The 14,371-nt window shown below is 49.3% G+C and carries 14 protein-coding genes; 3 read left to right on the forward strand and 11 right to left on the reverse strand.

Going from position 1 to position 14,371, the window contains the following annotated elements:
- Positions 1–97 precede the first annotated feature (97 nt).
- On the forward strand, positions 98–382 hold the full coding sequence (locus B5G11_RS14295; RefSeq protein WP_207752756.1) for a transposase: 285 nt from the start codon (positions 98–100) through the stop codon (positions 380–382).
- 8 nt (positions 383–390) lie between these two features.
- Positions 391–1,293 carry an IS3 family transposase gene (locus B5G11_RS14300; RefSeq protein WP_242959075.1) on the forward strand — a complete coding sequence of 301 codons (903 nt, stop codon included), beginning with the start codon at positions 391–393 and terminating at the stop codon, positions 1,291–1,293.
- Between the two features lie 292 nt (positions 1,294–1,585).
- Here B5G11_RS14300 and ltrA read toward each other — a convergent pair whose 3' ends face one another.
- The 11 genes from ltrA to sdaAB all read right to left on the reverse strand — a co-directional run bounded on the left by ltrA (position 1,586) and on the right by sdaAB (position 13,430).
- A complete protein-coding gene (gene ltrA / locus B5G11_RS14305) occupies positions 1,586–3,001 on the reverse strand; it encodes a group II intron reverse transcriptase/maturase (RefSeq protein WP_087169732.1) in 1,416 nt (471 codons plus the stop codon).
- 508 nt (positions 3,002–3,509) lie between these two features.
- Complete coding sequence (locus tag B5G11_RS14310; RefSeq protein ID WP_158099300.1) at positions 3,510–6,305, reverse strand: SMC family ATPase; 2,796 nt, start codon at positions 6,303–6,305, stop codon at positions 3,510–3,512.
- Positions 6,302–7,432: an exonuclease SbcCD subunit D gene (locus B5G11_RS14315; protein ID WP_087254979.1), complete on the reverse strand. Its 1,131-nt coding sequence runs from the start codon at positions 7,430–7,432 to the stop codon at positions 6,302–6,304. The genes B5G11_RS14310 and B5G11_RS14315 overlap by 4 nt, the downstream gene beginning before the upstream one ends.
- A 10-nt stretch (positions 7,433–7,442) precedes the next feature.
- Positions 7,443–7,973 (reverse strand): cob(I)yrinic acid a,c-diamide adenosyltransferase, encoded by a 531-nt coding sequence (locus tag B5G11_RS14320; RefSeq protein WP_242959072.1) that lies wholly within the window; start codon positions 7,971–7,973, stop codon positions 7,443–7,445.
- A complete protein-coding gene (locus tag B5G11_RS14325; RefSeq protein ID WP_087254982.1) occupies positions 7,949–8,527 on the reverse strand; it encodes a bifunctional adenosylcobinamide kinase/adenosylcobinamide-phosphate guanylyltransferase in 579 nt (192 codons plus the stop codon). The genes B5G11_RS14320 and B5G11_RS14325 overlap by 25 nt, the downstream gene beginning before the upstream one ends.
- Positions 8,512–9,315, reverse strand: coding sequence for a precorrin-6A reductase (cobK, locus tag B5G11_RS14330; RefSeq protein ID WP_087254984.1), 804 nt, complete (start codon positions 9,313–9,315; stop codon positions 8,512–8,514). Before cobK ends, B5G11_RS14325 begins: the two co-directional genes overlap by 16 nt.
- Positions 9,312–10,448 (reverse strand): cobalamin biosynthesis protein, encoded by a 1,137-nt coding sequence (locus B5G11_RS14335; protein WP_087254987.1) that lies wholly within the window; start codon positions 10,446–10,448, stop codon positions 9,312–9,314. Before B5G11_RS14335 ends, cobK begins: the two co-directional genes overlap by 4 nt.
- Positions 10,426–10,812 carry a DUF6483 family protein gene (locus tag B5G11_RS14340; protein WP_087167187.1) on the reverse strand — a complete coding sequence of 129 codons (387 nt, stop codon included), beginning with the start codon at positions 10,810–10,812 and terminating at the stop codon, positions 10,426–10,428. The genes B5G11_RS14335 and B5G11_RS14340 overlap by 23 nt, the downstream gene beginning before the upstream one ends.
- A 15-nt stretch (positions 10,813–10,827) precedes the next feature.
- Positions 10,828–11,793, reverse strand: coding sequence for a type II CAAX endopeptidase family protein (locus B5G11_RS14345; protein ID WP_087254990.1), 966 nt, complete (start codon positions 11,791–11,793; stop codon positions 10,828–10,830).
- An 81-nt stretch (positions 11,794–11,874) separates the two neighbouring features.
- Complete coding sequence (gene sdaAA, locus B5G11_RS14350) at positions 11,875–12,750, reverse strand: L-serine ammonia-lyase, iron-sulfur-dependent, subunit alpha (RefSeq protein ID WP_087254993.1); 876 nt, start codon at positions 12,748–12,750, stop codon at positions 11,875–11,877.
- Positions 12,751–12,761: 11 nt separating this feature from the next.
- Complete coding sequence (gene sdaAB / locus B5G11_RS14355; protein WP_087254996.1) at positions 12,762–13,430, reverse strand: L-serine ammonia-lyase, iron-sulfur-dependent subunit beta; 669 nt, start codon at positions 13,428–13,430, stop codon at positions 12,762–12,764.
- A gap of 238 nt (positions 13,431–13,668) precedes the next feature.
- Here sdaAB and B5G11_RS14360 point away from each other — a divergent pair, with 238 nt between their 5' ends.
- Positions 13,669–14,277 carry a putative ABC transporter permease gene (locus tag B5G11_RS14360; RefSeq protein WP_158099301.1) on the forward strand — a complete coding sequence of 203 codons (609 nt, stop codon included), beginning with the start codon at positions 13,669–13,671 and terminating at the stop codon, positions 14,275–14,277.
- The last annotated feature ends 94 nt before the right edge of the window (positions 14,278–14,371 follow it).

The raw sequence follows: 14,371 nt of genomic DNA on the forward strand, positions 1-14,371 counted from the left end.
TGGTGCTAGTATATAAATAGTGCAAGTCAAAATGAGAAAATTCCAAATAGACAATACATGATATAATAGAAATATCGTACTGAAGGAGGATCTCATTATGGCAAAGCAACATGACAAACAGTTTAAACTGGATGCAGTCCAGTATTATTTCGATCACAAAGAGCTTGGTGTCCGTGGCTGTGCTCAAAACCTCGGTGTGGGTTACAGCACTCTGACAAAATGGCTGAAGGATTTCCGGGAGTCTGGCGATATCCCTGTTCGTGGCTCCGGTAATTACGCCTCTGATGAGCAGAAAGAGATTGCCCGTCTGAAACGCGAACTCCGTGATGCCCAGGATGCACTTGATGTGCTAAAAAAAGCTATCAGCATTCTGGGAAAATAACAGAAACCATTTATCTCGAGGTTTCTGAAAAGACGGAAGCTGCCAGAAAACAGAATCGCCGGGTCTCCGTCTCCGGAATGCTGAAATATTTAGGCGTTTCACGGTCTGGATATCGTTCATGGCTAAACCGTACTCCTTCTGATACAGAAAAACGCAGGGAATACATAAAAGCCAAAATACAGGATATTTATGATCAATCGAAGCAAAACTACGGAGCCCCAAAAATCACCAGAAAGCTACGTCAGAAGGGGGAGACCATCTCAGAGCGTACTGTCGGAAAATATATGAAGGAAATGGGAATTAAAGCCCAATGGGTGAAACCATGGACGATCACTACCATAGATTCCGATTTCAGTAACGAACTTCAAAATATCCTGGATGAACAGTTTACTCCTGATCGTCCAAATGCGGTATGGTGCAGTGATATCACGTATATCTGGACGACAGATGGCTTTGTCTATCTGACAAGCATTATGGATCTGTTTTCCCGTAAGATCATTGCCTGGACACTCAGCCAGACTTTAGAGGTATCCTGTGTGATTAATACCATCAATAAAGCGAAAGCCAGACGGAACACGAAGTTGCCGTTAATTATCCACAGTGATAGAGGAAGGCAGTATGTATCCCAGGCATATCGGGAAGCCACTGCAAAAATGCAGCGCAGCTACTCGAAAAAGGCTTTCCCATGGGATAATGCATGTATCGAATCGTTTCATGCACTTATCAAACGGGAATGGCTGAACCGGTTTAAAATACGTGATTATCAGCAGGCATATCGTCTGATATTCGAGTATATTGAAGCCTTTTATAATACCAAACGTATTCATAGTCATTGCGATTACATGTCACCAAATGACTTTGAAAAACTATATGAGCAGACACAGACAAACGAACTGCTCTTAGTAAGTTAAGATGAGGATAAATTTCTCATTTTAACTTGCGCTAAATCTTGACATAGGACCACTCAATACTTCTTTTTCTTTCATACTGATTCCTCCTTACACCTTACCCTTTTTCTCCTTATATAAATAAAGATGGTTTGAACTTGAAAAAAGGTTCAGCTTTTTATGATTTCTGCCTTATTTTTTAGTAATTTCTTGGGGAATATACTATGAAAAAGATAGTTTCTTCGTCCCAATCGGATAGGGGAGATTTGACCCTCCCCTTCCACACCACGTAGCGTACCGTTCGGTACTACGCGGTTCAATAGTTTACACGTACTTTCAGATAGTGGGCAGTCATGGATGGATATCCAAGTCTGTCCACTAATATTTCCTTGGTAAGCACAGAGTTTAGCATTCCTGCCGCTCTCCATGTTCCCTTCCGGCAGTTCGCCAGTTCATGCACTTTCCATTCCGGAAGATGAAGTGCCCGGAGTATTTTATATCTCGTTCGCACCTTCTTCCACTGTTTCCAGTACACCGCTCGGATTCTGTGGCGGAGCCATTTGTCCGTTGTCTCCATCAAGCTCTTCATATCCGCATATCGGTAATAGTTTATCCACCCAGTCGTATATTTCCTGAGTCTCTTTTCTCTTTCCGTATTGCTCCACTTGTTTCCCCTTACTGTCAATTCCCTGAGATGGTTCTTCATCTTCTTGATTGACCCGGGGTGTACCCGCATTCGGCATTTCCCTTTGTGTCGGTAAAAACCGTATCCGAGATACTTCACTTTGCTGATGTGGCTTACTGTCGTCTTTTCGAGATTGATCTTCAGGTATAGCTTCCCTGTGATGAAAGGGATGATATGTTCCAGCGTTCTTTCTGCGCTTTTCCGACTTTTGCACAGTATCATACAATCGTCGGCATATCTCACGAACTTATGTCCTCTGCGTTCCAGTTCCTTGTCCAGCTCGTTTAGCATCACGTTTCCACACAATGGACTTAGCGGGCCGCCCTGTGGCACCCCCTCTGATGTTGCGTGAAATCCTCCATCTTCCATTACCCCGGCGTTCAGGTATTTGTGTATCAGCGAAATTACCCGTCCGTCTTTAATGGTTCTTGACAGCACCTCTATCAATTTGCTGTGGTTCACCGTATCAAAGTAGGCTTGTAAGTCCATGCTGATTGCATACACATATCCATCATTCACGTATTTTCTGCACTTTGCCAGTGCATCATGCGCGCTTCTGCCTGGCCGGAAGCCGTAGCTGTTATCCGAAAACTGTTCTTCGTAGATAGGAGTGAGTTCCTGCGCAATTGCCTGTTGAATCATTCGGTCTACTACAGTTGGTATTCCCAGCTTCCTTACTTTTCCTTTCTCTTCTTTGGGTATTTCTACCCTTCGGACGGGGTTGGGTTTGTATTTTCCCTCCCTCAGCTGCCTGACCAATTCGTCCCGGTGGTCTTTCAGGTAGGGCAGAAGTCCATCCACCTGCATTCCGTCAATTCCTCCTGAACCTTTATTGGCTTTCACCTTCTTGTATGCGGCGTTGAGATTGTCGCTTCTGAGAATGATATCAAGCAGGTTGTCCGTCCAAAAGTCCGTGTTGGTGTCAGGGTTCCCGGTAATCCATTCCTGGGCGTACACTCCTGTTCCCCTTCCCTGTTCCGCAGGTATCTCTCTCAGGTAGTCTTCAATATGAAGTTGTCTGTACTTAGTTCCATGTCTGGTTTCCATTTGGAAGTGGCACCTCCTATTGTTTCCCCCTTTCCCAGTGTCTTAAGCCACCGGGTATTGTAATATGGGGTCTGCTGACTTCTCACGACAAACCGTTTTCGACCATGGCTGTGAATGTTCTATCACTTTGTCATGTCCGTGAGATCTCCCCGGGTACTCACACGTTCTTTCCCACTTATACCTGCCCCGTTTACTGCTGGCGTTCCGTGCAGTTATTGGACTTTGATTTGTGATGCAATCTCATCCACGCTTCACAGCCTGTCCGGACAACTTTTACAGGCCAGTGGTTTGCCTCCGGCTTCCTTCAGACCCCACCTCACGGTGACGCCCTTGCCTTTGGCTGCACCCTTCCCACTGCCGGGCGGGTCAGGGACTTTCACCCCTTAGAACGTGTGCCCGCCGGGCGCACAACAAAGGCAGGCATGACTCGCATGAGTCATGCCTGCCTCTTAACATTTATCGTTTTTTCATTGAAGCCGCCACATTTTCTCCGAAATGAACCTGCTCTTTATCCGATCACCACCTGCGCCCGGCTTTCTCCGCCTTTTTCTTTCTTTACGAGAATCTTTTTGTCGATCCGATCTTTCAGCTCTGCCACATGGGAAATAATTCCAACCAGTTTGTTTCCTTCACTTAGAGAGGCCAGCGCACGGACCGCCTTGTCCAGTGCTTCGTCATCCAGTGTCCCGAACCCCTCGTCCACAAACATCGCTTCCATCCGGATGCCTCCGGCCATGGACTGAATCTCATCGGAAAGCCCAAGTGCCAGGGAAAGAGATGCCTGGAAGGACTCCCCGCCTGACAGTGTATGAATGCTGCGCTGTGTACCGTTGTAATGATCGATCACATCCATATCAAGGCCGCTCTGGCTTCTCCGGTTGTCCGCCGTCTTTTTGCGGACCAGCTCATACTGACCGTCTGTCATGACAAGAAGCCTGCGGTTTGCACGAATAAGAATCCGGTCGAAATAGGCCATCTGCACATAGGTTTCCAGCATGATTTTTTCCTTTCCTCCAAGTGTGCCGTTGACCGTATCGGAAAGAGCGCCGGCAATCCGGTATTCCTTCTCTGTCTCTTCCTGCTGCCTCACGGCCGCCCTCATCTTCTCAAGGGCGGACCGGTCTGCACTGAGCACCGGAAGGAGCTGTTCCTTTTCGGCAAGCAGACGCTGCTTTTTCAGGAGTGTCTCCTGTTTTTTCTGTTCCAGCTCCTCTTTTTCCCGGTGTTTCTCCTCTTCCGGCGTCTCCCGGTCTTTCTGCTGTTCCGTCCAGACACGGATGGATGCTTCGCAGGCAGAGATCTCATTTTCCGTGCTCTGGTATGCCGCTTTTGCCGCTTCCAAAGCCTCTTCTTTTTCCTGTTTTTCCAGCTCCATCTTCCGGATCACATTGCGTGCCTCTTCATAGGAATCATACGGAAGGCTCTCCCCGATTTCCTGAATCCGTTTTCCTTCTGTTTCCTGTTCTGTCCGCATGGAGGCCGTCTCCCGTTCCAGATGAAGAATGATGCCTGTCTGTTCTTCTGTCTGTTGTTCCAGCTCTTTTTCCCGCTTCTGCGCATCCTGCTTCTGCTTTTGCTGTTTGTTCAGACTTTCTTCTTTTTGCTGCAGTTCCCGTCTCCGGTTTTCCAAAGTGCAGCCTTCCTCTTTCATTCTCTGGTACGCTTCCTTCAGACCCGCCGGTTCCTCATCCGGCCAGAGCAGTGCGGACTTCTGCCTGAGCTGGCCTGCCGCCGTCTCAGTGCGGCCTTTGGCCTCGCCTGCCTTCCGGCTCTTTTGCTTATCCTCTTCCATGAGCATATCAAGTACTGTTTTTTTCTGTTTCAACGTCTGTTCATCAGGGATTTCTTCCGGCTTTTTCGCCGGATCCGGATGGTGCAGGGCACCGCACACCGGACAGGGTTCCCCGTCTGTCAATCCGGCTGCCAGGATCCCTGCCTGCCCGTCCAGAAAGGCCCGTTCCAGCTCCTGATACTCTTTTTGTGCCTTCTCTACCTTCTCCCGGACGCAAAGGTAGGCCTCCTGCGCAGTCTCCTGCTCCTTTCTTGCCTCCTGGTACTGCCCGCAGATCAGCAGAAATTCTTTCAGATTCTGATGTCTTTCTTCCGTCTGCTGTTTCTGCCGCAGAAGTTCTTTCCATGCCTCCTCCGGATCAGGAATCTCCGACAGCAAGGCACGGCACCGCTCGATTTCTTCTTTTGCCTTTCTCTGCTTTTCCATTACAGCTGCCAGGCGGTCAGAAAGATTCCTGGCCTCCTTGCGTCTCTTCTCCCAGGATTTCTGCTTTTCCTCCAGTTCCCGGTAAGTCTCCAACTGCATGGATTCTTTCAAAATCCGCTCCTGCACCAGTTCATTACCTTTTGCATTCTCCTGCGCCTTCCGAAGTGCTTCCTGGCAGACCGCCTTTTTCCGGATCAGCTGTTCCAGTTCTTCTTTCTGCTGTTTTTCTCCCCGCTTTGCTTTCAGCTCCTGAACAGCCTCATTCAGCCTTTCGCCATACTGCTGTGCTTCCTCTTCCGTCCGGCTGATCTCCTTTTCCAGACGTTCTTCTTCCTTCTGCATTGTTTCAAGGATGTTCTCAATCGTCAAAAGCCATTCTTCCTTATCCGGACTTTGCAGGCTTTCCTCCCAGTTTGCCCGAAGCGCTTCCTCTTTCTCCGGTATCAGGATGCCGTCGGCATACTGGCGGATACTCTGCTCCACCGCCTCGTATGCTCTTTTCAGACCTGCCGCTTTCTCCTTGATTTTCTCCTGAAATACCTGATATGGCGCCGTGTGGAACAGCATCCGGAAAATCCGGCTCTTTTCCTCAGTGGAAGAAAAGAGCATCTTCTGGAACTCTCCCTGAGCCAGCATGGCAATCTGTGTAAACTGCTCTCTTTTCAGTCCGAGAATTTCCTCGCACTTTTCTGTAACAGTTCTGGCACCCATCACCACACTTCCATCCGGCATCGTCAGAACGGCATCCGCCTTCTGGGTAATCCATCCTTCGCCCCGCTTTTTCGGGCGCTGGTATTCCGGATTCCGGTGAATCTGATATCTTGCACTGCCGACCGAAAATGTCAGCTCCACATAAGTTTCCTCCCCGTTTGCTGCATATTTGCTTTGCAGCATATCCGCTTTTCTTCGGTTTCCGGAAGGCTCACCGTAAAGGGCAAAGGTGATGGCATCAAAAATTGTCGTCTTCCCCGCGCCGGTATCCCCGGAGATCACATAAAGTCCATGCTTTCCCAGCTTGTCAAATGGAATCTCCTGTCTGGACGCATAAGGGCCGAATGCGGATAAAATCAGTTTTTCCGGTCTCATCTTTCTTCCTCCCATACTTCTTCCATCATCTCTTCGACCAGTTTGCTCTGCTCATCCGAAAGCGGCCGGCCGTTAACCACCTGATAGAACTCCGCGACAACTTCATCCGGCCGCTTTTGTTCTACCGCTTCCATTTCTTCATACTGCAGCTGCGTGCGTACCCGCACATTGTCATAGTCAAGCTTCATCAGATTCGGATAAATCATCCGAAGTTTTCCGACCGCATCCATCACATCTTCCTCATCGGTAAGTGTAATGTGAAAGTAGGAATCCCGCTCCTGCGTCTCGTAAAACGGCCGGCTCGTCAGCTGTAAATATGTCCCTTTCAGTTCCTTCATATCCCGCAGAGGGGTAAGCGGAACTGTTTTGATCGCGGTCTCGCCTTTTTCTTTCAGCTCCACAATGGTCACGGATTTCTGATCGTGTACCTCGGAAAACGAATATTTCAAAGGCGTTCCGCAGTAGCGTACTGTCTCCCTTGTGACAGACTGGGGTCTGTGCAGATGGCCAAGGGCTACATATTCAAATCCGTCAAACACCGACACATCCACCTGATCCAGGCCCCCGATGGAGACCTCCTCCGACTCACACTGTACGGCTCCCGCCACAAACTGATGGGCTACCAGAATATTCCGCTTTGCAGGATCCAGATCTGCCTCTTCCAGCACTGCGCGCACTGCGTCCGTGTATGTCTGGATGTCTTTTTCCGGATAGACACTCCGCACCTGTGCCGGTTTTAAAAACGGCATCAGCCAGATGGAAAGTTCACCGTATTCATCCTCCCGGTCCACTTTTTCCAGAAATCCTTCTGATGCCATATACACGCCGCTTTTCTTAAACAGCTCCGCTCCAAAGGAAAGCCTGTCTCTGGAGTCGTGATTTCCACTTATGAAAAAGACCGGAATCTTCCGGTCCGCAAAGCTGCTCAGCAGATAATCAAGAAGCCGCACTGCTTCCGCTGGCGGAACAGGCTTGTCATAGACATCACCTGCAATCAGCACTCCCTGCGCCTGCTCCTGATCGGCAATCTTCAGAATCTGCTCAAGAATGTGGGCCTGATCCTCCAGCATGGAATACTCATTAACCCGTTTTCCAAGATGCAGATCCGATATATGCAGCAATCTCATAATTTTCCTCCTAATATTCAATTCCTTCCCGTGCAGGGACGCCACGCTCAAACGGATGGCGCACCGCCCGGATCTCGGAAATATAATCTGCCATTTCCAGAATCCGTTCATCCGGATTTCGTCCCGTCAGGACAACTTCCAGATGCTCCGGCTTCTCCTTGAGAAAGGAAAGTACACGCTTATGAGGAATCAGGCCGTGCCCGAACGCCGCCATAAACTCATCCATCACAAGGATGTCATAGCCTGCCGCCCGGCTCTCGATGTCTTCCCAGATCCGTTCGTACTCTTCTTTCATCCGCTCTTTTTCTTCGTCCGTCAAAGTCCAGTAAAATCCGTAGCCCTCCGGCATCCGGATCCGCTCGATCTGCGGGATCTGATCCAGAACGAAAAGCTCTCCGGAATCTTCATTCTTTAGAAACCGGACAAGGAGAATCTTTTTCCCTCTTCCGGCGGCCCGGATCATCATCCCGATGGCAGCGCTGGTCTTTCCTTTTCCATCCCCGCAGTATATATGAATCAATCCGTTTTGTCCCATATCCATGTTCCTTTCTCCATATGAAGATGTCCGCTTCCTTTCCAGAAATACGGCAGGCCGTACACCGCTTCAATAAACACATCGGATTTTGCCATCAGATAGCGGTTTACCCGGCCTGCTACAGAAAGGTACTGTTTCATTTCATCGTCTTTCGTTCCGTTTTGAAACATTTCGTTTGTCACAACGACAAGATGGTCCGCACTGTCAGCGAAATGTGCAATCCCGCGGATAATCCGCTCTGCCGTCTCTTCCGGATCCTGCATGGCAAAATTCTCCCCGCTGTAGAGTTCATTAGCCGTAAGATTGGAAACACATTCCAGCAGAATAAGCGCCGCTTTCTCTTCAAAATGAATCTCTTCCAGTCCGGACGGACATTCCAGCGTGGTAAACTGTCTCCCGGCCCGCTGTTTCCGGTGTCGTTCGATCCGTCTTCTGCTCTCCTCATCATACACCATCATCGTCGCCGCATAGATCTTCGGCCCGCTGCACAGGCTCTGGGAGATATCTTCAGCCATTGCAGACTTCCCGCTTCCGCTTCCCCCTGTTACTGTAACGAACATGCATGGATCCTTTCTACTGTTTCCTCAAATGTACAGCCCTCTTCTTTTGGCCGTTCCACCACTACAAGGACCGTGCCGGTCTTTGCTGCGGCCCTTGCCTTATCTTCAAAACCGCCCGCGCTTCCGGACTCTTTTGTGATCAGCCAGGATGCCTTCACATGATGAATCGTTGCAATATTCATCTCCTCGGAATAAGGTCCCTGCATGGCAATCAAATGATCCCCTTCCAGTCCAAGGCGCACGCTCTCCTCCACGGATTCTTTCGTAGACAGCACTCTTGCATAACAGCGGTTCCGGTAATCTGTCAGTTCCGCATAGGCAGCAAGTTCCTTGCTTCCTGTAGTGATCAGGATATTCCCCTCCGTCTTCTCCAGAAATTCTACACCTTCTTCGATCGAAGAGACATAGATGAGGCCTTCCTCTTTCTGCACCGGCTTTCTCAGAAGCCTGATATAAGGAACTCCCGTCTCCCGGCATGCCTCTTTGATATTTTTCGTCACTTCACGGGCAAACGGATGGGTGGCATCCACAACAAGATCAATCTCCTGTCTGCGGATATAGTTTTTCATTTCCACCTCTTTCATGCGTCCTGCGATGATATTTAAGTTTCCGGCCTGTACCTCCCCGTGTTTTGCATATGGTGCCCGTGCTTCTTCCGGTTCCTTTAAAAGACATTCTTTTCCGTATTCCGTGGCTACACTGACAAATACTTCCACCGGAAAGTGCTTGATCTTCTCCATCAGCTCTTTCCCTTCCGTCGTTCCCGCAAAGATTAAGATATGCTTCATGATTTTTCCCCCTTTCGTTCCTGGTCCTGCACCCGGCATGCAGTATGCTCTGTCCGTCCGAATGTTACTTCGTAATGCATCCGCACAACCGCAAGTGTCAGATCTTCGAACTTTTCTTTTTTATAAATCAGTTCTCCGGACCGTCCTGCAAGAAGGGCTGCCCTCTCGCACACGTTGTCCGTCCCTGTTATATTCTTTACAAAATCAGAAGAGGATGTCACCTGCTCCACCGTATTGAGCTCCCCGGCCGTATACGTCCGAAATGGAATCCTGTATTTTGACGCAAACTCAAGGATTCCCTCCTCATCTGCTTTTCGGTCGATGCTTGCGATCACCCCGATCTGGTCTATCTCCCATCCTCCGCGTTCCAGGACACTTCGGATCTTTTGTTCTATCTTTTCTTTTTTTACGCCTCTTCTGCATCCGATCCCCACACTTACTATCTTCGGGTACAGATACAGAACATTTGGCATCGCCTCCTCCGGCTTTTTTTCAAGCACTGCGATGCCGGGCACTGCTTCTCTCAGTTCCTCGTACTCTTCCTTTACCAGAAGTTCCTCCGGCACATTCCCCTTCACCGGAAAGTCCGAATAAAAACCGACTGTTCCTCCCTGCAAAATCCGGGCGGAAATCTCTTTTGCAAGAGTTCTGTCCGAAATCTGCATTCCGTTTTCCTTCGCAAACAGATCCACCGCAAATTTCCGGTTCAGATCGGTGGCTGTCGTGACCACCGGAACCGCTCCGGTAAGAGCGGAAATAATCCGGGCAGTCTCGCCTGCTCCTCCCAGATGGCTTGAAAGCAGCGGAATAATATATCCGCCTTTTTCATCCATTACAAGCACCGGAGAGTCCGTGAACTTATCCTTTACAAGCGGGGCAATGCTCCGGACGGCGATTCCTGCCGCTCCGATAAAGAGATAGGTGTCTTTCCCCCATCCTTCCCCGACCCAGTCGTACATGGACGTCACTTCACAGAGCATACTGCCTCCCGGCGCCGTACCTTTCCGGTACCCTGCACAGGAAAGTCCCGCCTTCTCGAGCGTTTCTCTCAGGAGGTCATTTCGCCGGTGTCCTTCGGATGTAAAGCTGATGACGCGAATGGTGCCGCATTTATTTTCCCATGCTGATTTCAAGTCCGCTCACCCCAAAGTCCTCTGCCAGAGATTCCATCCCCTCTCCGATTTCTTCTCTCGTATACTGGTGTTCCTCCAAAAACTCCTCGTCCATATGTGCCAGATGAAGATAAAAGCAAAGTGCCATCTCAAACATCTGCAGATCCCCTGTCTCCAGCTCTTCCAGAAGAAGATTTTCCGCTTCATTGATCTCCCCTGCGTCCGCAAGAGAAAGGATCTTTCTGTAAAGGCGGTCCACCTCATTATCCATCGCTTCATATTCCGGAAGCTCATATTTCGCTTCCTCTTTTCCAAGAATCAGTCTGGCCAGAAACCTTCCCTGGTCTTCCAGCCTTCTCAGTACAAAATCCTGTTTCAGTCCCATTGCTGTCACCTCTTTTTAGTAGTAAATCATACGTCCAAATGCGCCGGCCGCCGCTGACGCAATCACAAGGAAACATCCGAGCACGAAAAATCCGACGGCTGCACCGATCAGAATGTAGAGATGTTTCTTTCTGTGTCCGCCAAACATCTTTCCTTCATATCCTTTTCTTCCCATGTGAATCAGGAAATTGCCCGCGTAAATCAGGACAAGGGCAATCCCGGTCATCGCAACATAGATCCCTGCCGACGCGAGGTTATAGGAAGAGCTGTAGGAACCCGTCTGTGAATATGCCGCGCTTCCGGCCACCTGATAAAGGCCGTCCATCAGCCACTGCATTCCGAACATCAGAACCAGCGGAAGCAGGTTGTTGATGGCATGGAACATGATATTGTAAACCATGTTTCCGGTTTCCGCCAGAAGATAAGCCATTGCCATCCCCAGAATGGCTGTCGGAAAGAAGCGCCAGATACTACCGTGAAATGCTCCGAAAATGCATCCTGTCAGCACAATGACTATCCACTTGTTTCCAATCGGCCAGAAGCTGTTAAAGACTATCCCCCGGAACACGGCCTCTTCACAGAATGCCGGCGTGATGGATACGATCAGTACGGCAACCAGCACCGGAACACTTAAGAATGTATAAGAAAGTCCTGCACTTGTTCCCATGATTTCATCCGGGAAGAAACATGCAAGCACTACGGTAAAGACCATAGCGATCCCGATTGTTCCCATCCAGAAGAGAAAAGTACCAAACAGGCCGTGCGGAGTCGGTTTATGAATCGGGAATACGTATTTCGGATTACCGCGGAACAAAAAGGTGCATCCTACCGCACCGGCAAGCATCAAAAGCTCACTGATCAAAGTCCCGTAAAGTCCCATATAATTACTGAGCACCGGACCGATCAGAAAGATGCAGACCGCAGTCAGGATCAGGACAATCAGTCCATGGTAAGGTTTTAGTGGTTTCGTTTGTCTGTTCATTGTTACCCCTTCTTTCCAAAATCAAAACGGGGGAGGATGCTCCCCCGCTCTTTTCTCCTGCAAAATCCCCCCTGCTCTTCCTTATCTGCCGCAGATCTCACAGCCAAGCGCACATCCGGTCGGTGTTCCCGCACAGCCGCCCATGGCTGTCTCCCTGAGTTCAAATGGAAGACTTTTTCCTACATGATACATGGCCTCCGCCATCTCATCAAACGGAATCACACTTTTCACTCCACTGAGCGCAAGTTCCGCGCAGGTCAGCGCGTTCGCCACTCCGATGGCGTTTCTGCTCTGGCAAGGTGCCTCTACAAGTCCCGCAATCGGGTCGCACACCATGCCGAGAAGATTTGCCATCGCAATGGATGCAGCATCCAGACACATCTGCGGTGTACCTCCCATCATCTCCACTACTGCGCTCGCAGCCATGGCAGATGCTGCTCCGACCTCAGCCTGACAGCCCGCCTCTGCTCCGGACACGGATGCATTGCGCATCAGAATATAGCCGACTGCCGATGCATTGAGAAGTCCTTTTAAGAGCATCTCATCATCTGCCTCCTTTGTATCACGGATGGCAAGCAGAACACCCGGAAGAACACCGGCCGATCCTGCTGTAGGCGCTGCCACGATCAGTCCCATGGAGGCGTTGACTTCCAGTACCGCCATACTGTAGGCAATCGCTCTTGACAGCGGCGTGCCGCACACGGAAGAAGCAGCTCCCTCGTGGTCCGCCACAAGCTTTGCCTCCCCTCCGATCAGACCACCTATCGACTTTTTCGGATTTTTGATCGGCTCTTCCACCGCATTCTTCATAATTCCGAGTGCTTCATAAAGCTTTTCCCTGATCGTTTCTTCCTGCATTCCACCACAGGAAATCTCTCTTTGTTTCATCACTTCCGAGATCGGAAGCTGTTCCTTTTCACACACTTCAAGAAGTGTCTGTCCTGAAATAAAATCCATCCTGGCTCCTCCTACATCTGTACAAGCATCAGATCCTGTACGTTCTCGTTTTTGTGAATTTCATCCAGAATCTCTTCCGGAATCTGCTCGTCCGACTCCACGATTGTAAAGGCGGTCGCTCCTTTATCCTCGCGGAACAGTCTCATAAACGCGATATTCACTTCATGCCTGCTCAGACACTGGGTAATATGTGCCACTACGCCCGGCTTGTCAATCTGTCGGACAATCAGCGTACTGTACTCGCCTGTAAATTCCACATCAATGCCGTTGATCTGGACAATCTTAATCTTGCCGCCTCCGATGGACTCTCCTCTGACAAACAGACGGTGCCCGTTTACTCCGGTAATATCCATATCCGCTGTGTTCGGATGATCTGTCCTTGTCTCTTCATCAATGACAAACTCGTATTCTACCCCCATCTTTTTGGCCCATTCAAAGGCATCGCGGATTCTGGCATCATCAGTGTCAAATCCAAGAACTCCGCCTAAAAGCGCCCGGTCCGTCCCGTGCCCATGATAAGTCTTGGAAAACGAACCATAAAGTGTAAAGACGACCTTTTTGATCGGTTCCGGACACATTTTGCGCGCCAGAAGCGCCATGGAACATGCCCCTGCTGTATGCGAGCTGGAAGGCCCGATCATATTCGGACCGATCACATCAAAAATACTCAAAAACTTCATACCCATATCCTCCGGTTACTTTCTTTGCTTTCCTTAATATAACATATTTCCGGATTCCTCAAAAGGGATTTCACAAAATCTGCATAGAAGATCGTGAAAATGATCGCACGGATCTTCATAATTTCTTAATTTTCCCCTGAAAATCTTTCGAATATCCTAAGAGTGGCTTTTGTTGTTCTTCGGTTTTATGTTTTACAATAGAACCATAAACAGGAAAGGAAAGAGAGGTGGAAAAGTTATGTTACAGAAATATATGATGGCAAAAGAATTTTATACAACAGAAAAGGCGGGGCTCATTCAGCAGAGTATGCATCGGTACTCCATCTCTTCCTACATCCTGTTTTTCTTTACCTTTTCATTTGCAGGATGGCTCTGGGAAGTCCTTCTGCATGTATTTATCGATCATACTGTTGTAAATCGTGGTGTCCTCTATGGTCCGTGGCTTCCAATTTACGGATTCGGAGGGGTTTTGATTCTCCTCCTGCTCCGCCGCTTTGCCGAAAGACCGCTTCAGGTCTTCCTGATGACCATGCTGACAGCCGGGACGATGGAATTCGTCACGGGAACCGTGCTGTGGAAGGTCTATCAGATGCGCTGGTGGGACTACCGGGATTCCCTCATCAATCTCAAAGGGTTTGTCTGTCTGGAAGGGCTGCTTCTCTTTGGAACCGGAGGGCTTGTGATCCTCTATTTCGCGGCGCCGAAATTAAATGTTCGGTACCGGAAACTTCCGGATACATTCCGGACGGTTCTTTGTATCTGTTTTCTTGGCATTTTCATCATCGATGTCATCTTTTCGCTGATGCATCCAAATGCCGGATTCGGGGTAACAATTCCAAGGCCATAATACCAGTACGGGAAAAAGAAAAAGTTTTATCACAAAGAAAACCGCTTCACCTGCTGCATCTTCCTTTGCAGCCGTGAAGCGGTCATTTTTTATT

The organism is Drancourtella sp. An57 (assembly GCF_002161525.1).
Classification (GTDB): domain Bacteria; phylum Bacillota; class Clostridia; order Lachnospirales; family Lachnospiraceae; genus Sellimonas; species Sellimonas catena.

Coding starts and splice junctions, on each gene's coding strand:
- ltrA (WP_087169732.1), bottom strand. CDS start 3,001: ATGGAAACCAGACATGGAACTAAGTACAGACAACTTCATATTGAAGAC.
- cobK (WP_087254984.1), bottom strand. CDS start 9,315: ATGAAGCATATCTTAATCTTTGCGGGAACGACGGAAGGGAAAGAGCTG.
- B5G11_RS14320 (WP_242959072.1), bottom strand. CDS start 7,973: ATGGATATGGGACAAAACGGATTGATTCATATATACTGCGGGGATGGA.
- B5G11_RS14340 (WP_087167187.1), bottom strand. CDS start 10,812: ATGGGACTGAAACAGGATTTTGTACTGAGAAGGCTGGAAGACCAGGGA.
- sdaAB (WP_087254996.1), bottom strand. CDS start 13,430: ATGAAGTTTTTGAGTATTTTTGATGTGATCGGTCCGAATATGATCGGG.
- B5G11_RS14325 (WP_087254982.1), bottom strand. CDS start 8,527: ATGTTCGTTACAGTAACAGGGGGAAGCGGAAGCGGGAAGTCTGCAATG.
- B5G11_RS14360 (WP_158099301.1), top strand. CDS start 13,669: ATGTTACAGAAATATATGATGGCAAAAGAATTTTATACAACAGAAAAG.
- B5G11_RS14310 (WP_158099300.1), bottom strand. CDS start 6,305: ATGAGACCGGAAAAACTGATTTTATCCGCATTCGGCCCTTATGCGTCC.
- B5G11_RS14295 (WP_207752756.1), top strand. CDS start 98: ATGGCAAAGCAACATGACAAACAGTTTAAACTGGATGCAGTCCAGTAT.
- sdaAA (WP_087254993.1), bottom strand. CDS start 12,750: ATGGATTTTATTTCAGGACAGACACTTCTTGAAGTGTGTGAAAAGGAA.
- B5G11_RS14345 (WP_087254990.1), bottom strand. CDS start 11,793: ATGAACAGACAAACGAAACCACTAAAACCTTACCATGGACTGATTGTC.
- B5G11_RS14315 (WP_087254979.1), bottom strand. CDS start 7,432: ATGAGATTGCTGCATATATCGGATCTGCATCTTGGAAAACGGGTTAAT.